General features: G+C 68.7%; 17 protein-coding genes. 7 read left to right on the forward strand and 10 right to left on the reverse strand.

Features of this window, described 5'->3' with window-relative positions; translation table 11 throughout:
- Positions 1–250: 250 nt before the first annotated feature.
- Positions 251–550 (reverse strand): hypothetical protein, encoded by a 300-nt coding sequence (locus ACXMYJ_RS09415; protein WP_260757175.1) that lies wholly within the window; start codon positions 548–550, stop codon positions 251–253.
- 127 nt (positions 551–677) lie between these two features.
- Here ACXMYJ_RS09415 and ACXMYJ_RS09420 point away from each other — a divergent pair, with 127 nt between their 5' ends.
- The gene (locus tag ACXMYJ_RS09420) at positions 678–2252 is read left to right on the forward strand and encodes a PE-PPE domain-containing protein (RefSeq protein WP_460355646.1); all 1575 of its coding nucleotides are present in this window, start codon (positions 678–680) and stop codon (positions 2250–2252) included.
- Positions 2253–2321: 69 nt separating this feature from the next.
- On the opposite strand, the gene ACXMYJ_RS09425 is transcribed toward ACXMYJ_RS09420, so the two are convergent.
- The 3 genes from ACXMYJ_RS09425 to ACXMYJ_RS09435 form a co-directional block, all read right to left on the reverse strand.
- On the reverse strand, positions 2322–3218 hold the full coding sequence (locus ACXMYJ_RS09425; protein ID WP_443187353.1) for a cyclopropane mycolic acid synthase family methyltransferase: 897 nt from the start codon (positions 3216–3218) through the stop codon (positions 2322–2324).
- A gap of 143 nt (positions 3219–3361) precedes the next feature.
- Complete coding sequence (locus ACXMYJ_RS09430; protein WP_260757178.1) at positions 3362–4231, reverse strand: cyclopropane mycolic acid synthase family methyltransferase; 870 nt, start codon at positions 4229–4231, stop codon at positions 3362–3364.
- 107 nt (positions 4232–4338) lie between these two features.
- Positions 4339–5241 carry an alpha/beta fold hydrolase gene (locus ACXMYJ_RS09435; RefSeq protein ID WP_443187352.1) on the reverse strand — a complete coding sequence of 301 codons (903 nt, stop codon included), beginning with the start codon at positions 5239–5241 and terminating at the stop codon, positions 4339–4341.
- Between the two features lie 156 nt (positions 5242–5397).
- On the opposite strand from ACXMYJ_RS09435, the gene ACXMYJ_RS09440 reads away from it, so the two are divergent.
- Positions 5398–5529: a hypothetical protein gene (locus ACXMYJ_RS09440; RefSeq protein ID WP_460355650.1), complete on the forward strand. Its 132-nt coding sequence runs from the start codon at positions 5398–5400 to the stop codon at positions 5527–5529.
- A 3-nt stretch (positions 5530–5532) separates the two neighbouring features.
- On the opposite strand, the gene ACXMYJ_RS09445 is transcribed toward ACXMYJ_RS09440, so the two are convergent.
- The 3 genes from ACXMYJ_RS09445 to ACXMYJ_RS09455 all read right to left on the reverse strand — a co-directional run bounded on the left by ACXMYJ_RS09445 (position 5533) and on the right by ACXMYJ_RS09455 (position 8356).
- A complete protein-coding gene (locus ACXMYJ_RS09445) occupies positions 5533–6888 on the reverse strand; it encodes an ABC1 kinase family protein (RefSeq protein ID WP_460355652.1) in 1356 nt (451 codons plus the stop codon).
- 74 nt (positions 6889–6962) lie between these two features.
- Positions 6963–7280, reverse strand: a complete 318-nt coding sequence (locus ACXMYJ_RS09450; protein WP_260757181.1) for a hypothetical protein — start codon at positions 7278–7280, stop codon at positions 6963–6965.
- A 65-nt stretch (positions 7281–7345) separates the two neighbouring features.
- On the reverse strand, positions 7346–8356 hold the full coding sequence (locus ACXMYJ_RS09455; RefSeq protein WP_460355655.1) for an oxygenase MpaB family protein: 1011 nt from the start codon (positions 8354–8356) through the stop codon (positions 7346–7348).
- Between the two features lie 135 nt (positions 8357–8491).
- Between ACXMYJ_RS09455 and ACXMYJ_RS09460 the strand changes: the two genes are divergently transcribed.
- Positions 8492–9088, forward strand: a complete 597-nt coding sequence (locus tag ACXMYJ_RS09460) for a TetR/AcrR family transcriptional regulator (protein WP_443187417.1) — start codon at positions 8492–8494, stop codon at positions 9086–9088.
- 90 nt (positions 9089–9178) lie between these two features.
- On the opposite strand, the gene ACXMYJ_RS09465 is transcribed toward ACXMYJ_RS09460, so the two are convergent.
- Positions 9179–9784: a DinB family protein gene (locus tag ACXMYJ_RS09465; RefSeq protein ID WP_260757183.1), complete on the reverse strand. Its 606-nt coding sequence runs from the start codon at positions 9782–9784 to the stop codon at positions 9179–9181.
- Position 9785: 1 nt separating this feature from the next.
- A complete protein-coding gene (locus ACXMYJ_RS09470) occupies positions 9786–10322 on the reverse strand; it encodes a DinB family protein (RefSeq protein WP_460355658.1) in 537 nt (178 codons plus the stop codon).
- A 62-nt stretch (positions 10323–10384) separates the two neighbouring features.
- On the opposite strand from ACXMYJ_RS09470, the gene ACXMYJ_RS09475 reads away from it, so the two are divergent.
- Entirely contained in the window at positions 10385–11338 is a 954-nt protein-coding gene (locus ACXMYJ_RS09475; RefSeq protein WP_460355660.1) for a helix-turn-helix transcriptional regulator, read from the forward strand.
- 16 nt (positions 11339–11354) lie between these two features.
- On the opposite strand, the gene ACXMYJ_RS09480 is transcribed toward ACXMYJ_RS09475, so the two are convergent.
- Positions 11355–11705: a hypothetical protein gene (locus tag ACXMYJ_RS09480; protein ID WP_260757186.1), complete on the reverse strand. Its 351-nt coding sequence runs from the start codon at positions 11703–11705 to the stop codon at positions 11355–11357.
- A gap of 161 nt (positions 11706–11866) precedes the next feature.
- Between ACXMYJ_RS09480 and ACXMYJ_RS09485 the strand changes: the two genes are divergently transcribed.
- From ACXMYJ_RS09485 to ACXMYJ_RS09495, 3 genes are read left to right on the forward strand one after another with little or no spacing between them, the layout of a single operon-like run.
- On the forward strand, positions 11867–15991 hold the full coding sequence (locus tag ACXMYJ_RS09485) for a glycoside hydrolase family 38 N-terminal domain-containing protein (RefSeq protein WP_460355662.1): 4125 nt from the start codon (positions 11867–11869) through the stop codon (positions 15989–15991).
- Positions 15988–16593 (forward strand): DUF7158 domain-containing protein, encoded by a 606-nt coding sequence (locus ACXMYJ_RS09490; protein ID WP_460355665.1) that lies wholly within the window; start codon positions 15988–15990, stop codon positions 16591–16593. Before ACXMYJ_RS09485 ends, ACXMYJ_RS09490 begins: the two co-directional genes overlap by 4 nt.
- Positions 16593–17516: an ROK family protein gene (locus tag ACXMYJ_RS09495; protein ID WP_460355718.1), complete on the forward strand. Its 924-nt coding sequence runs from the start codon at positions 16593–16595 to the stop codon at positions 17514–17516. Before ACXMYJ_RS09490 ends, ACXMYJ_RS09495 begins: the two co-directional genes overlap by 1 nt.
- Positions 17517–17678: the final 162 nt, after the last annotated feature.

The raw sequence follows: 17678 nt of genomic DNA on the forward strand, positions 1-17678 counted from the left end.
CACGAACGGAGACCCGGGCATCTCGGCCAGAAGTCGACGGTGTCCCCCTGGCCTACCGCGACGACGACCGAAGAGCACCCTCGCGCAGCAACATAGCACCGTGGCCGTCAATTCGGTAATCGATCGTCAAGAAAATTTCACCGACGGCCAGAAGTGGGATCTTCCAGTGCTTTCACGGGCCACAGTGTGGGACCGGCGCCGGAGCGCCCGAGGAGTGAACGCGGGGGCAAAGTATTGGCACTGCGTGCCTTTAGGCTGCTCCGGTGCTGACGAAGCGGGCCACCACGTGTGTGGATAACCGCTGATGGGGGACTCCTGCGCGCCGGCAGGCGGCGCCGACAGCATCGGGGGACTCGGCGTCGAACACGCCGTAGAGCACCTCGTCGGTGGGGACCGACAGCGTCACCACCAGCCGGACACGCCTGCCTTCATCCGAGACGGCGGCGGTGGCCGCGTCGAGCCGCGAGACGATGTCGTCGACCGTCGTCTCGGCGAGATCGGGCAGATACCACTCCGCGAGAAAGTTCGTCGCACCCCGCACGTCGGCCATGCTCCGACGGTAAGCGAACGTCCGATGGGACGAATCGGGAATTTCCCTATGCTTTGCGGCCGGATCGGGGTCTGGCGAGATCGCAAAATCGCCGCCGACGTGGCCCGCGGTATGTGATCGTTGTCACGTGCGTTCTCAGGCCCGTGCACTGGTGCTCGTCATCGTCTCCTTCGTCACTGTCATGGCATTGGGCGTCGCCTCCGCCTTCGTATCGGCGCTGGCGTACGGCGCCACGGCGCTGATCGTGCCGGGCACCGGGACACCGGACCCCGATATCGAGGGTTACCGAGAGAACGCCTGGAGCCGGTACATCGGACCGCTGGTGTGCACCACCGACTGTGCCGATCCGGATCTGGTCGGCATTCCGTATCCCGCCTCGTTCTGGCCGATGTCCTTTCTTCCGGGGTGGTGTGTTCCGGGCCGGTGTGAGAAGTGGGACGTCTCGGTCGACGAAGGCGTCGACCACCTGATGGCGGCGCTGGATCCGTTCCTCGGGGACTCCGACGAGGACGTCTACATCTTCGGGTACTCCCAGGGCGGCGCCGTGGTCGCCAACGCGCTGGCCGAAATCGCCGGTCGCGATCTTCCCGACGCCGTGAAAGACCGGCTCAAGGTCGTCACCATCGGAGGGATCCAGAATCCCGACGGCGGGTTGTGGCAGCGGCTGGCCTGGCTGCGCTTCCTGCTTGGGGATCCCGTGCCGATCCTCGACCTGTCCTTCGAACCGCCCATGCCGACCGATACCGGAATCGCGACCACCACAATAGGTTTCGAATACGACCCGGTAGTCTACGCCCCCCGCTACTGGGGGAACCTGTTCGCCATCGCGAACATGATCGCCGCGTTCGACACGGTGCACGGGTACTACCTTGCGCCGAACGCCGAAGATGACCTGCCGATGCCGTACGGCTACACCGACCAGACCCTGGCGCCGCAGCTCGACTGTGGGGTCAACCCCGGCAACTGTCGCTTCGACGACTTCGGCAACAGCTACATCATGATCCCTGCGACGAGCCTGCCGCTCACCGATCTCGTCCGCTCGCTGGCCGACTCGGCGGGGCTCGGCTGGCTGGCCAAGCCGTTCATCGACCTGGCTGAACCGGTACTGCGGGAGCTGGTCGACCTCGGCTACGACTGGAGCGGCAATCCGGCGGTGAGCCGGGGTTCGACGATACTGCCGTTCAACCTCTTCCAGAACTGGCTCAAGGTCGGTGTCGACCTGGTGGTGGCCGCCGTCAAGGGCGTCGAGGCCTTCATCCAGAACTTCATCCCGAAAAATGAGGTGCAGTCGCCGGACGTCGGCGAGAGCACCGAAGACGCCGCCGCGGCGATCGCATCGCAGAGTCGGTCGACGATCATCCAGACCGACGTCGGAAAGACTGCCGTCACTGAGGGCACCGTGGAGGAAGAAGCCGCGGGTACCGGGAAGGAGACCGCCACCGGCGACGAGACCACCGGCGACGAGACGGTGATCGACGAGGACGAAGTCACCACCGGTGAAGAAACAGTCACCGACGACGAGACGGTGATCGACGAGGACGAGGTCACCGTCGACCACGATGCGGTGGACATCGACGACGCAGACCAGGATGCCACCGACGCCGACACCGAGACCGCCGACCCCGACACCGAGACCGCCGACACCGAGACCGAGACCGCCGACACCGAGACCGCCGACACCGGCACACCGGCCGCGGCCTGAGGGCCGACAGGAGGAATCCCCCGCATTCAGGCGTGCGGGGGATTCTTCTTGTCCGGCTCTGCGGTCTGACTAGGCGGCGACGGCCGGCTTCAGGTAGGTGACGAGGCTGACGTCGATCGACTCGTCGATGAAGTAGTACTGGCAGCCCTTGAGGTAACGCATGTAGCGCTGGTAGTTCTCTTCGTCGGTCGCCGCGATCGCCGCGTCCTTGTTGGCCTCAAGGCGGTCGGCCCAGATGCCGAGCGTCTTGATGTAGTGGTTGCGCAGCGACATCGTCTCAGGCACCACGAACCCGGCCTTCTCGCCGTGCTCGACCATCATCTGTGTGGTGGGCAGACGGCCGCCGGGGAAGATCTCGGTGATCATGAACTTGATGAACCGGGCCAGTTCGAACGTCAGCTTCTTCCCGCGTTCGGCCAGGTCGTAGGGGTGGTACCCGACGCTGCTCTGGATCGTCATCCGGCCGTCCTCGGGCAGGACGTCGTAACACATCTTGAAGAAGTCGTCGTAGCGCTCGAAGCCGAAGTGCTCAAACGCCTCGATGGACACGATGCGGTCGACGGGGGAGTGGAACTGCTCCCAGCCCTCCAGCCGGACATCGAACGTGCGTTCGGAGTCGAGCTTGCCCAGCAGCTGATCGCAGTAGGCCTTCTGGTTCTTCGACAAGGTCAGGCCGATGACGTTGACGTCGTACTTCTCCATCGCGCGCTGCAGGGTCAGGCCCCAGCCGCAGCCCACCTCGAGCAGCGTCATGCCGGGCTTGAGGTCGAGCTTGTCGAGGTGCTGGTCGACGTTGGCGATCTGTGCTTCCGAGAGGGTCACATTCGGCCCGGTGAAGTACGCACAGCTGTACTTACGGGTCGGGTCCTGGAAGACACCGAAGAAGTCGTCGGACAGGTCGTAGTGAGCCTGGATGTCCTCGAAATGAGGCGTCAGATCCTTCGTGCCGCTGGATTGGTCAGACATATTTCCCCTGCTTCGCCGCTTCCGGTCCATATCAACTGTGCAAGACCGTACCGAAGACGCGGCTCGGCGCTTCTGCAAACACGCGTCCTGAAGGCATCAGACTAGCGTTCGGCGTGGCACGGGAGCCAACCCGCAGGCCCGCGCTACTTGGCCAGGGTGAACTGGTTGACGTCGATGTAGCCCACCCGGAAGCCCTTTGCGCAGCCCGTCAGGTAGTGCATGTACCGGTCGTAGACCTCTTCTGACTGCACCGCGATCGCCTCGTCCCGGCGCGAGCGCAGAGCCGCGGCCCAGCAGTCCAGCGTGCGCGCGTAGTGGGGCTGCAGCGACTGCGTGCGGGTGAGGTCGAAACCCGCTGGTCTCGCATGCTGTTCGACCTTCTCGATGGACGGCAGCCGACCACCGGGGAAAATCTCGGTCAGGATGAACTTCACGAACCGGGCCACCTCGAAGGTCAGCGGCATCCCGCGCTCGGTCATCTGGGGCATCGTCAGCGCGGTGATGGTGTGCAGCAGCATTACGCCGTCCTCGGGCAGTGCCCGGGCGGCCATGGCGAAGAAGTCGTCGTAGCGGTCGAACCCGAAGTGCTCGAACGCGCCGATCGAGACGATGCGGTCGACGGGTTCGTCGAACTGCTCCCAGCCGGTCAGCAGGACGCGTTTGCGTCTGCTGTCGCCTGATTCCGCGAACAGCCGCTCGACGTGAGCCTTCTGGTTCGCGCTGAGCGTCAGTCCGACGACGTCGACGTCGTAGGACTCCACGGCGCGCATCATCACCGACCCCCAGCCGCAGCCGACGTCCAGCAGCGTCATTCCCGGCTCCAGACCGAGTTTTCCGAGTGCGAGATCGACCTTGGCCAGCTGCGCTTCCTCCAAAGTCATGTCCTCGCGTTCGAAGTACGCGCAGCTGTAGGTCTGGGACGGATCGAGGAACAAGCGGAAGAACTCGTCCGAGAGGTCATAGTGCGCCTGCACGTCGTCGAAGTGAGGCGTGAGATTGCGTTTCGAGGCCAAGACGGCCTTCCCCGGACACAGCCCGAAGAGAATCTCCTGTAAGACGGCGCGTCGTGCCCTGCCGAGGATGCTACGCGCACTTCACCGAACGTGCTTTGACGCGAAAGTCAGGGAGCTTCGGCGAACGTGGTCTTCAGTTCTCCGACGATGTCGTCCCACAGGGGCTCGGGCAATTCGTGGCCCATGCCGTCGAACAACACGAGGCGGGCGCCGGGGATCGCCCGGGCGACGGCCCGGCCGCCCGACGGCCGCATCAGCTTGTCCGCCTTGCCGTGGATGACCACCGTCGGCGCGGTCGTCTGCCGGTTGTAGCGCCGGAGGCTGCCGCTGCCCAGGATCGCGGCGAAGTGCCTGGCGACCCCGGCCGGGTAGTAGCTGCGGTCGTACCCTTCGATCGCATCGGCGCGCAGCCGCTCCTCGGCCGCCGGATAACCCGGGCTGCCGATGATCCGGGCCACCCGCACCGCGTTCTCGATGACCGCCTCGCGATCAGAACCCTTGGGGCGCTGCAGAATCGCGGCGAGTTGGCGTGGTCCGGGAGGCGGCAGTGCCGCCTGGTTGTTGCTGGAGAAGATTACCCCGAGCGATCTGGTACGGACCTGGTGGCGGGCGGCGAAGATCTGGGCGATCATGCCGCCCATCGACCCGCCCACCACGTGCGCGCTGTCGATGGACAGGTGGTCGAGCAGCGCCGCCGCGTCGTCGGCCATGTCTTCGAGCGTGTACGCGGCGGGGCTCGGCAGCCCGACCAGTGACCGCGCCATCCGCGGCACCAGCGGGGCACCGGAATGGTGGTGGGGCAGCTTGCTGGACAGGCCGACGTCGCGGTTGTCGAACCGGATGACCCGCAGGCCCTGGTCGGTGAGCTTCTCGCAGAAACCCTTGCGCCACAACAGCAATTGGGCGCCCAGGCCCATGATCAGGAGAACGGCCGGGTCGTTCGGGTCGCCCATGTCCTCGTAGTGGATGTCCAGCTCACCCGACTTCGCCGTCCCTACCCGGACCTCCACCAAACCTCCAGTGTCTTGTCGCTGTTCATGTGCCCGCTTACCACTATGACAATGTGTGACATCTGCGGCGAACAGCAGGTACCCCGTGAGGAAAGAGATGTGAGAGTGCGCCTGCCCGTGTAGCGTTTTGCGCGGCCGGCTGAGGCCGGTGAGCTGTTGCCCGAAGTCGCCGTCGAGTCGTGCTTCGGCACGTCGTGGAACCGGTACGGCATGGAGCACCGGTTTGCCCGCGTCGCGAACATGGACTGGACCGACGTCACCGACGTGCTCAGCGTGCGGGCGCGATAGCGGTCAGGTTTCCAGTTCGTCGGAATGCTCGCGACTGACCTCCACCATGAAGTTCGCGAAGTACCCCGTCAGCGCCGGATCGCTCATCATCTGCCAGTTCGGCGCCAACAGCTTCATGTAGCGCTCCACGTAAAGGAACTGTTTGCCGATGAGCACCAGCTCGCGCGGCAGCTTCACGTCGTACGCGTCGGCAAGTGCGGAGAGCTGCTTGCCGATCTCGGCGTAACTCAGATCGCCCAGCGACTTCAGTGTCAGCGGGGTGGCAAACTTCTCCAGGTCCTTGGCGGCCTCGGCTTCGGGCTTGACGGTCCCGACCGCGCCCATCAGCACGACGATCTTGCCCGCGGCGGCGTGGTCCTTCTTGACCAGCAGCGCGTACACCAGTTCGCGCAGCAGCCATCGGGTGCGCGGGTCGATGCGGCCCATGATGCCGAAGTCGAAGAACACGATCTTGCCGTCGTCGTCGACGTACAGGTTGCCCGCGTGGAGATCGCCGTGGAACAGGCCGTGGCGGAGGCCGCCCTCGAACACGCTGAACAGCAGCGCCTTGACCAGCTCCGTGCCGTCGAACCCCTTCTTGCGGATCGCGGCGACGTCGTCGATGCGCACACCCGTCACGCGCTCCATCGTCAGCACCCGCTCGCTGGTCAGGTCCCAGTACACCTGCGGCACCCGGATGTTCTTGCCGAGCGGGGAGGCGTGCATGTGCGCGACCCACGCGTCCATCGACTGCGCCTCCAACCGGAAGTCGAGTTCCTCGGCCAGATTGTCGGCGAAATCGGCTACCACATCCTGCGCGGAGAGCCGCTGCCCGAGCTTGGCGAACTCGACCAGGCAGGCGCCGCGCTTGAGGATCTGCAGGTCGGCGGCGACCCGGCGGCGGATGCCCGGCCGCTGGATCTTGACCACCACCTCCTCGCCAGTGTGCAGGGTGGCGTAGTGGACCTGGGCGATGGAGGCCGACGCGAACGGCTTCTCGTCGAACGACTTGAACAGATTCTGCGGCTCGTTGCCGAGTTCCTCCCTGAACAGTTTGTGAACGGCGTCGGTGTCGGCCGGCGGCACCCGGTCCAGCAGGCTGCGGAACTCGCGGCTGAGTGGTTCACCGAAGGCACCCGGGCTGGATGCGATGATCTGGCCGAACTTGACGTAGGTGGGTCCGAGATCGGCGAATGCCTGCGGGACCTCTTTGACGATCTTCTGCGCAAGAGAGCCGCGTCCGGTGAGTTTGGTCAGGACGCGCGCGCCGGTCCGGGTGATCTGCCAGCCGGTCGCTCCGATGCGGGCTGCCTCGGCCGGAAGCGGTACCCGGTCCAGCCTGGCAACGTCGCGGTGGGATGGTTTCCGCGGTGCAGTCATCTCTGCAGTGTCTCAAAAGCCGCGAGGCGGGCGAAAAAGCTGTGGATCAGGTCACACGGCAGAAAGCGCGTCGCTCAGGCGGCGCACATGCCGGGCGGGGCGACGGCGACCGCGGCGGAGGTGCTGTCGGTCAGCTTGGCCCCCGGTGAGGGTTTCTGACCGCACACCTCCCACGTCGCCGGGTTCATCGGCGTGTGCGCGGTGGTGTTGATGACCCTGGTGCCGAGTTCGCGACCGGTGATCCCGGAAAACATCTCCTTGGCGGTCTGCAGCGTCATGCCCTCGAACGAGGGCATTTCCATCGGCTCGGGCTGCGCGGTGGCGCTGGCCATTCCCAACGCTGCGGCGGTGAGCGTGGCTGCGGTACAGCCCGCGGCGAGGAACTTTCGCATCGATCTCCCCCTCGGTGACTGGTTCGGCCCCCCGGCCCTCACTCACGCTAACCCATGTGCCGCGCTCAGGCGAAGGCGTCTTCGAGTTCGGTCCGGGTCCGCACCGGATCGTCGCCCGGCCGGTAGGACGGCAGTGTGTGCGGCGCCAGCTCCGGGTCGAGACCGTCGGTGACGCGCGCTCTGGCCTGTTCGAATTCCGGGACCGGGCCCGATGCGGCGTGCAATCCGTTGATGACAGACCACACCATGGCGCGCCGCGCCGTGCGCTCCAGGATGTTCGGATCGCGATGCTGGATCAGGCCTTTCGCCCAGGACGGCATCGCGTCGCGCATCGCCCAGTTGAGCGCGGCCTGCGGCAGCGGCAGATTCGGGCCGGTGGCCATCGCGGTGCCGTAGGTGACCGCCAGCTTGGGTAGATAGGACTTCAGGCAGTCCAGTGTCTCGGCCTTGGAGGTGGGCAGGTCGGTGCCGCCGAGCGCGTGCCCGACCCGAACGAACTCCCCGTAGTAGCGGTCGAGCTTCTTACCGCGCAGCGGCTGCGGGTGGTAGAGCTCGTGAGCGGTGGCGATACCCCACACCACCGTCGCGTAGTTCCAGCGCAGCCACTCGGGGTCGTCGGCGTCGTACCTGGCGCCGTCCGGACGGGTTCCCTTGACGGTGTGGTGCATCGAGCGCACCGCCAGCGCGAGGCGTTCCGCGGTCGCGGTCGAGCCGTAGGCGGTGCCGATGAAGAACGCGACCGAATGGCCGAGCCGGACCAGCGCGCCCTTGGGGTCGATCTCGGGCATCGGATCGTCTCTGGACTCCGGCTTGACGAGGCGCGAGTGGTGGATGCCCATCCAGTAGATCGACGGGTCGAGACGCTCGATGAACGCCGCGCACTGCAGTCCGAACACCAGCGCCTCCATGTGCGAGTGCACGTGCCAGACGGCGCTGCCGGGCCCGAACCAGCCGGGATCGCCGAGCGGACCGGCGAAGTCCATCCCCTTGAAGAAGTGCCGACGGATGTCCTGGTCGAACCGTTTGTCCACCACGTTCTGCACGGCCTGCTGGGCGATCTGATGCGGCAGGAACATTCGGGCGCCTCCGAAAAGTTGGTCACGGGTGTGCCCAGAATATCGTCTGGGTACGCCTGTGGCCAGAACCACTACGCTGTAGCGGTGTCCAATGCCCCGTCCAGATCGGCGGCGACCCCGCCGGCGGCCAGTCCGGTGGCGAGCCCGACGAGGTGGGCCGGTGTGTCGCTGGCCGACCGACGGGCCGAGCGCCGCGCGCTGCTCGTCGAAGCCGCGTTCCGGCTGTTCGGCGACGGCGGTGAGCCCGCGGTGTCGGTGCGCTCCGTGTCCCGGGAGGCCGGGCTGAACACCCGTTATTTCTATGAGAGCTTCCGTGACACCGACGACCTGCTGGGCGCGGTGTACGACCGGGTGAGCGCCGAACTCGCCGCGGTGGTCGAGGAGGCGATGTCCCGGGCCGGAGAGTCCCTGCCCGCGCGCACCCGCGCGGGGATGACCGCGGTGTTGCACTTCAGTTCCGCCGACCCGCGTCGCGGACGGGTGCTGTTCACTGATGCGCGGGCCAACCCGGTGCTGACGGCGCGACGGGCCGCCACTCAGGATCTGCTGCGGGAGGCGGTGCTGACCGAAGGGTGGCGGCTGCACCCCGACTCCGACCCGACGGCTGCGGTGGTGGGCGCCGCGATGTACACCGGCGCGATGGCCGAACTCGCCCAGCAGTGGCTGGCGGGGCACCTCGGTGACGACCTCGAGGCCGTGGTCGGCTACGCGCTGCGGCTCGTGCTGCGCTGACTCCTCTGCCGCCGAAATTGCACCCAGCGCGATGATTCGGCGACTTGACGCGCGTGGAATGCGATTTCGGCGCTTGGGGAGGGTGGCTTGTCAGGCTGGGGAAGACGCCGGGGTGAACGGCTTGAGCCACTCGGTCTCGGGCCAGCCCTCCAGCCCGGCGACCAACTCGTACAGGGTGGCGCCGTCGATGCTCTCCCGGATGATGTCGCCCTGGCCGGCGTGCCGGGCGAGCTCCTCGATCATGTGGAAGAACACCCAGCGCACCGACCAGGCAGGCACGTCCTTGGGAAACCACGGCACCTGCTGCGGAATGGGTACTGCTGCACCGAGGTCGCATGTCTGCAACAGGTGCAGCGTCTCGGTGTTCTGCCGGTCGAACGCGGTCAGGAGGTCGGCGAGGGTCTCGTCGTCGCGCATCACGAACTGGTCGTCGTAATCGGCGGCCTGATCCTGAATCGGACGCGTGTCGCTCTCGCACATGTGCGGCGCGGCGGCCACCCGCTCCATCCAGCCGCGTTGGCAGAAGGTGACGTGCTTGATCAGCCCGCCGATCGACATCGCGCTCACCGACGGCTTGGACCGCGCCTGGGCGTCGGTGAGGCCGTACGCGATCGCGTGGAAAGCATACTGCTGCGCGCGCAGGTACTCGGTGAGTCCGGCTCGCTCGTCGGCGATCGGAGGGGGCATTGCAGGCATATCAGTTCTCCTTGGAGGTGTGGATGAAAAGGTCACGGAGCAAAGCGATTTCAGCTCCGTGGTGGATCACTTCGCGGTTGATGTGCAGCACCAGCGTCGCCATCGGCTCGTCGGCGTACGGACCCTCGGCGGGGCCGCACGGCGCGGCGAGGTCGGAGTCGGTGAGGACGCGCACGCCCGACGTCCAGCCGCGGTACGCGTCGTCGAGCTGGCGCAGTGCGGTCTCGGCGTCGGCGGCGTAGTCCCACGTCTGGTAGTCGGCCGGCGGGCCGCCGAAATGTGAGTGGGTGCGCATCGCGAGCACGCCGACGATCACGTGTGCCATCCGCCAGGCGATCGTGGTGAACGGCTCAGGCCGCGGCGGTGGATATGCGAAGTCCGGAAACACCCGCGCGCCGTCGCTGCGCACGGTCCAGCAACCGGGCACCGGCTCCCAGAAGTACTCCTCGTCGGTGAGGCCGTCGAGGCGGGGCCGGAGCTGACGGGTCCAGTGCCAGTCGAGCTGCTCGGCCAGGGAGGAGGCGACGTCGGTGCTCATGGAGTACACCCTCGCAGCCATTGAGGACAGTTTCTGTCCTACAACTGAGGCAGACTGTCGACATGGCGGAGACGACCGGCCGGATACTGCAGCTGCTGGGTCTGTTGCAGTCGCGCCGGGTGTGGAGTGGCGAGGAACTCGCCGAGCGGCTCGGGGTGACGACGCGCAGCGTGCGGCGCGATGTCGACCGGCTCCGGGAGCTGGGCTATCCGGTGCACGCCAGCACCGGGCACGGCGGCGGCTACCAGCTCGGCGCCGGCGCCGCGCTGCCGCCGCTGCTGCTCGACCCGGACGAGGCCGTGGCCATGGCGGTGTGTCTGCGGGTGGCCGCGGGAGGCAGCGTGGCCGGGGTGGGCGAGTCGGCGCTGCGGGCACTGAGCAAGCTGGATCAGGTGATGCCGGCGCGGCTGCGCTCGCAGGTCGCCGCTGTCCACGACACGACGGTGACGCTGGGATCGGCGACCGACACCCCGGTTGAGCCCGACGTGCTGATGACGCTCGCGCGCGCCAGCCGCGATCACGAGCACGTGACCGCCGGCTACGTGGACGTCCGCGGGAACGTGACGCGGCGGCGGCTGGAGCCGTATCAGCTGGTGACGACCGGGCGGCGCTGGTATCTGCTGTGCTTCGACCGAGACCGCGACGACTGGCGCAGCCTGCGGCTGGACCGGATGTCGGACGTGCACGCGGTGGGAACGACGTTCACGCCGCGGGAAGCGCCCGACGCCGCCGCCTACGTGCAGCACGCGATCTCGTCGTCGCCCTACCCGTACGTGGCGCGGGTGCGGTACTTCGCCCCGCGGGACGCGGTCGCTCGGGTGTTCCCCGCGGCGTCGGTGACCGTGCAGTCCGACGGGCCGCACGCGTGCATCCTGACCACCGGCGCCGACGACCCTGAACGCATGGTGCCGTGGCTGGCCATGCCGGGCTGCGACTTCAAGGTGCTGGAACCGCCCGAGGTCATCGCCGCGGTGCGGGTGGTGGCGGACCGGATCGCGCGCGCGGCCCGCAGATGACGGTCAGCCCGTCAGATCACCAGTCCCCGATGGCCGGGCCGGTCGGGAAGCCGCCGCGGAACGGCCGGGACTTGCTGCCCTGGACCGCTTTGGTGCTGTCGCGGACCTCGCCCTGCGCGTGCACGATCCCGGCGTCGGCGACGCGCGCCTCGGAAATGCCGCGCGCGACACCGAAGTCGTTGATCCGGATCACGGAGTTCTCCGAGGCCTGCCGGCTCTTCACGGTCGGGCCGGGGGCCACCTTCCGAACGTCCGCCTCTGCCGAGCCTGCGCCAAGGCCGATGAACGCGGCCGCGCCGAACGCGCCGATAGCTGCTATTCCGAGCACTTTCGCGGTGCGGGCGAGGGCTCGGGAGGGGGCGGTCATCGGCAATCTCCTTCAATCACGGGTCAGCGAGCGTTTCGTACCTGGTAGCCGCCAAGGATGCCACAGAATGTCTCATCACATACAGCTAATCCACAGCCACGCGGGTCACAGGCTTAACTGATCGCCGATACACGGCGTCTCGGACGCCGTAGGGTGCTGGCGTGGACGTCACCTCCGCCGAGTCGACGGAGCTGTTCACCGGGCCGCCCGGCGCGCCGTGTCAGGTGGTGCGGGTGAGCTACCGGGACTGCTCGGTCTCGGCGCCGGTGCGGGTGATGGGACCGGGTCTGCAGACCGTCGGCGATCCGCCGGCGCGTCCCGGAGAGTCGACCGTCGAGGTGTCCGTCCGCGTCAGCGATCCCGTGCCGGGCCGGCGTCGCGCCGCCCGCGCGGAGGCCGACGGCAGCTGGGCCGAATTCGACTTCGTCGACGCCGAACCCGGCTGGACCATGTTCATGGTCAGCCACTTCCATTACGACCCGGTGTGGTGGAACACCCAGGCCGCCTACACCAGCGTGTGGACCGAGGACCCGCCCGGGCGCTGCCGGCAGACCAACGGCTTCGAACTGGTCTGCGCGCACCTGGAGATGGCCAGACGTGAACCGGAGTACAAGTTCGTGCTCGCCGAGGTCGACTACCTCAAGCCGTACTGGGACACCCATCCGCAAGACCGGGCTGACCTGCGCAGACTCGTCGCCGAGGGCCGTGTGGAGATCATGGGCGGCACCTACAACGAGCCCAACACGAACCTGACTGGACCGGAGACGTCCATCCGTAACTTCGTGCACGGCAGTGGCTTCCAGCGCGACGTGCTGGGGGCCGCGCCGGCCACCGCGTGGCAGCTCGACGTGTTCGGACACGACCCCCAATTCCCGGCGATGGCCGCCGACGCCGGCTTGACGTCGAGTTCGTGGGCACGCGGACCGCACCACCAGTGGGGTCCGATGGCCTCCGAGAACGGCCGGGCCGGCGACCCCGGGCGCATGCAGTTCGCCAGCGAGTTCGAGTGGATGGCGCCGTCCGGGCGCGGACTGCTCACCCACTACATGCCCGCGCACTACGCGGCGGGCTGGTGGATGGACTCGTCGGCGTCGCTGCGTGACGCCGAGGTCGCGACCTACGAGCTGTTCACCGGGATGAAGAAGGTCGCGCTGACCCGGAACGTGCTGCTGCCCGTCGGCACCGACTACACCCCGCCCAACAAGTGGGTCACCGACATCCACCGGGACTGGAACGCGCGCTACACCTGGCCGCGGTTCGTGTGCGCGCTGCCCCGGGAGTTCTTTGCTGCGGTCCGGGCCGAACTCGACGCCACGGGCAGGTCGGCTTCCCCACAGACCCGGGACATGAACCCGATCTACACCGGCAAGGACGTGTCCTACATCGACACCAAGCAGGCCAACCGCGCCGCGGAACTGGCCGTGTCCGAGGGCGAGCAGTTCGCGGTCTTCGCCGGTCTGCTGACCGGTGCCACCTACCCCGAAGCCGCGCTGGCCAAGGCCTGGGTGCAGTTGGCGTACGGCGCCCACCACGACGCCATCACCGGATCGGAATCCGACCAGGTCTACCTCGACCTGTTAACCGGGTGGCGTGACGCGTGGCAGCTGGGGTCGGCGGCCCGTGACGGGGCACTGGCACTGCTGTCCAGGGTGGTCGGCGGGTCGATCGTGGTGTGGAACTCGTTGTCGCACAAACGCTCCGACGTGGTTACGCTTCACGTCGACGAGCCGCTCGCCGGGCACCTCGTCGACAGCGACGGCCGGAACGTGCCGGTGCTGGTGGAGGACGACGGGCACACGCTGACCTGGATCGCCCGTGACGTGCCGTCGATGGGCTGGTGCTCCTACCGGCTGGTGCGTGACGGCGTGTCCTCATCGTGGGAAGCGGCCGAGGGCGCCGACATCGGCAACGAGCATTACCGGCTCGCCGTCGACGGCGCCCGCGGAGGCGGGATCAGCTCGCTGCGCGCCGGCGGGCGGGAACTGATCGCCGACGGCCGCGTCGGCAACGAGCTGGCCGTCTATCAGGAGTATCCGGCGCATCCGGTGGCCGGGGAGGGTCCCTGGCACCTGCTGCCGATGGGGCCGCTGGTCACTTCCGCCGAACATCCGGCCACCGCGGTGCGCGCCTTCCGCAGCGACCTCGGTGAACGCGTCGTCGTGCGCGGCGCGATCCCCGGACTGCTGCGCTACACGCAGACAGTGACGTTGTGGCGCGGTGTCGACAGGGTGGACTGCCGGACCACGATCGACGACTTCCGCGGTCGGGACCAGCTGGTGCGGTTGCGCTGGCCCTGCCCCGTGCCCGGCGCGATGCCGGTCAGCGAGGCCGGGGCCGCGGTGGTCGGCCGCGGTTTCGCCCTGCTCCACGAGCCCGGATCCGCCACGTCGGTCGACACCGCGGTGCATCCGTACACGCTGGACAATCCGGCCCACGGTTGGTTCGGCCTGTCCTCGGCGATGCGGGTGCGTTTCCGCGGGGGCGCGGTGCGCGCGGTGTCGGTCGCCGAGGTGGTCTGCCCGGTGGTCGACGACGACGTCCGCGCTCTGATCGCCGCCCTCGGCCGTGCCGGCGTGACCGCGACCTGCAGCTTGGCCGACGCGCCGCGCTACGGTGACCTGTCGGTGGACTCCAACCTGCCCGATATGCGCATCACCGTCGGGCATGTCGACGAAAACTCTCTCACTGCACAGGTTCTCGACGATGCCCCGGCGGCCGCGCGGCTGTGGGTGCCGGCCGCGCAGCCGTTGCGCGACGTGTGGGTGCCCGGAGCCGACCTACGTGATCCCGCCGCGCTGCCGGTACTGGTCGTCGGTGCCGTCGGGGACACCGCGGCGGCGGTGGCGGCGCTGGTCGAGGATCTGGCCGACGCGGAGATCCTCGTCGACCAGGACGTCGTGGAACCCTTCGAAGCCCGCACCGTCGCGCTGATGAACCGCGGTGTGCCCGGGTTCGCCGTCGAGTCCGACGGCACGCTGCACTCGTCGCTGATGCGCTCGTGCACCGGATGGCCGTCGGGCACCTGGATCGACCCGCCCCGACGCGCCGCCCCCGACGGATCCGGCTTCGGGCTGCAGCACTGGACTCACCGTTTCGACTACGCACTCGTCGCCGGCGACGGCGACTGGCGGGACTGCGGCATTCCCTCCCGCAGTGCTGAATTCAGTCAGCCGCTGGTCGCCGTGTCGGCCCGCCGCCACGCCGGCGCCGGCGGCCTGCCGCCCTGGGGTTCGCTGCTGGAGGTGCAGCCCGAGGGGGCGGTGCGGGTCACCGCGCTCAAGGCGGCGGGCAATCCGACGGCGCGCGGCAGTGCCCGGCACGCCGACCCGGCCGACGGCGTCGTGGTGCGGATCGCCGAGACGCTGGGCCGCCCGGCCCGGGTCTCGCTGCAGTCCGGACTGCGCCACATCGCCGAACCCCAGCGGCTGAACCTCGTCGAAGAGCCGCTGACAGCAGCGCACGGCCCGCTCGACGGATACGAGATCGCCACCCTGAGAACGCAATTGAACTTTCCCCGGGTGGCGCACGCCGATCAGGTGTCACTGGCCCCGGATGCCGAACCGGTGCAGCCCCTTTACGCCAGGTACTGGCTGCACAACCGCGGGCCGGCGCCGCTGGGCGGACTCCCCGCGGTGGCGCACCTGCACCCGCACCGCCTGGACGTCGCCGCCGGTGCCCTCGTCCCGCTCCGGCTCACCGCCGTCAGTGACGCCACCGACACCGCGCTGCACGGCATGGTGCGCGTCCTCGCGCCGCCCGGCTGGGACACCGGGGTTGTCGACCTGCCGTTCATGCTGCCGCCCGGAGATCATCTGGAATCGACTGTCGATGTCGCGGCGCCCGCCGACGTCGCGCCCGGCCTGTATCCGGTGCGCGCCGAGCTCGCCGCCACCGGCGCGGCGATCCCCACGTCCTGGCATCAGACCGTCGAGGACGTGGCGGTGCTGTCGGTCGGGCGCCACGACGACCGGCTGCTGCGACTGGTCGCCGACCCCGGCGACGTCGACGTCGAGGCGGGGTCAGCTGCGCGGCTGAGCGTCACGGTCGGCACGGACGCCCACACCGACCTGACCGTGGAGGCGCACCTGATTTCACCGTGGGGAACGTGGGAGTGGCTGACGCCCAACATCACCGGCGGCGTGATCCCCCCGCGGGGCACGTGCGAGCTGGTCTTCGACGTCGCCCCCCCGAGATGGACCGAGCCGGGGCAGTGGTGGGCGCTGATCCGCGTCGCGGCTGCCGGGGAGCTGGTGTACTCCCCGGCGGTCCGGGTGAGGGTGTCGTGACTGCCATCGCGGCGACGGTCGGAGCGCACACCGTCACCGTCGCCGACATCGACGCGCGCGAACAGGCCCTGCGCGCCGGACCCCGGCGGTACGCGCTGCCGCGGGCCGGCACCGCCGAAGCGAGGCAACTGCGCCGTTGGCTCACCCAGGTGCTCGTCGCCGAACGAGTCGTGGCGGCCGCGTCGGCCGGACTCGATGCGGCGGCCGTGCCCACCGAGGACGAGCTGCTGCCCGACACCGTCGCCCGCCTGGAGATCGGCAGCGTCGCCGCGGCCACCCTGGCCGACCCCGCTGCCCGCGCGGTGTACGTCGCGGTCACTTCCGACGTGACCGTCACCGACGAGGCCGTCGCCGCCTATCACGCCCGAAATCCCCTGCGATTCAGCCACACCCAGCCAGCCGGAGGTGGCTGGCGCCGTCCGTCCACCGCGGCGGCACTCGGCGATGTGCGCGCGGAGATCGCCACGCACCTGCTGGCCGCTGCCCGGCGGCGGGCCTATCGCAGGTGGCTCGATTCCCGTTGTGCCGAAATGGTCACGCTCTACGAGGGATATGAGCACCCCGGGGATCCCCGGCAGCCCGACAACACCCATAGGCATTGATTTCCGATCTCACCCTCGCGCTCGACATCGGCGGCACCAAGATCGCCGCCGGTGTCGTTGCCGCCGACGGCACCCTGGTCCACCGCGCCCAGCGGCCCACCCCCGACGGCGACGCCGAAACCGTGTGGGCCGTCGTCGCGTCACTGCTCACCGAGACCGTGGACGCCGCACCCGGCCCGGTGTCGGCGGTCGGCATCGGGTCCGCCGGACCCATCGACGTCCCGGCCGGAACCGTCAGCCCCATCAACATCCCCGAATGGCTGCGGTTCCCGATCGTCGAGCGCGTCGCCGAGCTCACCCGGTTGCCGGTCACGCTCGGCGGGGACGGGTTGTGTATGACGCTGGGCGAATGGTGGAGGGGCGCCGGGCGGGACGCCCGTTTCCTGCTGGGGATGGTGGTGTCGACCGGGATCGGCGGCGGGCTGGTGCTCGACGGCGCCCCCTACCGGGGCCGCAGCGGCAACGCCGGACATGTCGGGCACGTCGTCGTCGAACCCGGCGGTGCGCCGTGTGCGTGTGGCGGCCGCGGCTGCGTCGAGACCGTTGCGTCGGGTCCACACCTGGCCGCGTGGGCCCGGGAGAACGGATGGGCGGGCGGAACCGATGCCCGAGCACTGGCCGACGCGGCCGGCCGCGGGGATCCGGTGGCACTGCGCGCGTTCGGACGCGGCGCGGACGCCCTGGCGCGGATGATCGTGTCGGTGGGCGCGGTGTGCGACCTCGATCTGGTGGTCGTCGGCGGCGGGGTCGCCAAGGCCGGCGCGCTGTTGTTCGACCCGCTGCGCGCGGCGGTGGCCGGCTACGCCGGCTTGGACTTCTTGCACGGTCTGCAGGTCGTGCCCGCCGCGCTCGGCGGCGACGCCGGCCTGGTGGGGGCCGCCGCACTGGCGCGGCACAGCGCGCGATTACACCGTTTTGGCTGATCGCGGCACGGCACGCTATCCTGGCTCGGTTCCACCGAAGACCGTCGGTCACCGATGAGCGCTTGCTTCGAGTGCTCAAGTATCGGTTGAAGGTCCCGGGTTCACCCGGGCGGCCCACGCAGGAGGACGAGGCCGGCACGTTCTGACGTGCCTCTGTATGCG

This window comes from Mycobacterium sp. ZZG (genome assembly GCF_054786995.1).

Excerpts from the sequence above, each read along its gene's own strand:
- ACXMYJ_RS09470 (WP_460355658.1), bottom strand. The coding sequence starts at position 10,322 with ATGAGCACCGACGTCGCCTCCTCCCTGGCCGAGCAGCTCGACTGGCAC.
- ACXMYJ_RS09465 (WP_260757183.1), bottom strand. The coding sequence starts at position 9,784 with ATGCCTGCAATGCCCCCTCCGATCGCCGACGAGCGAGCCGGACTCACC.
- ACXMYJ_RS09480 (WP_260757186.1), bottom strand. The coding sequence starts at position 11,705 with ATGACCGCCCCCTCCCGAGCCCTCGCCCGCACCGCGAAAGTGCTCGGA.
- ACXMYJ_RS09450 (WP_260757181.1), bottom strand. The coding sequence starts at position 7,280 with ATGCGAAAGTTCCTCGCCGCGGGCTGTACCGCAGCCACGCTCACCGCC.
- ACXMYJ_RS09455 (WP_460355655.1), bottom strand. The coding sequence starts at position 8,356 with ATGTTCCTGCCGCATCAGATCGCCCAGCAGGCCGTGCAGAACGTGGTG.
- ACXMYJ_RS09475 (WP_460355660.1), top strand. The coding sequence starts at position 10,385 with ATGGCGGAGACGACCGGCCGGATACTGCAGCTGCTGGGTCTGTTGCAG.
- ACXMYJ_RS09425 (WP_443187353.1), bottom strand. The coding sequence starts at position 3,218 with ATGTCTGACCAATCCAGCGGCACGAAGGATCTGACGCCTCATTTCGAG.
- ACXMYJ_RS09445 (WP_460355652.1), bottom strand. The coding sequence starts at position 6,888 with ATGACTGCACCGCGGAAACCATCCCACCGCGACGTTGCCAGGCTGGAC.
- ACXMYJ_RS09415 (WP_260757175.1), bottom strand. The coding sequence starts at position 550 with ATGGCCGACGTGCGGGGTGCGACGAACTTTCTCGCGGAGTGGTATCTG.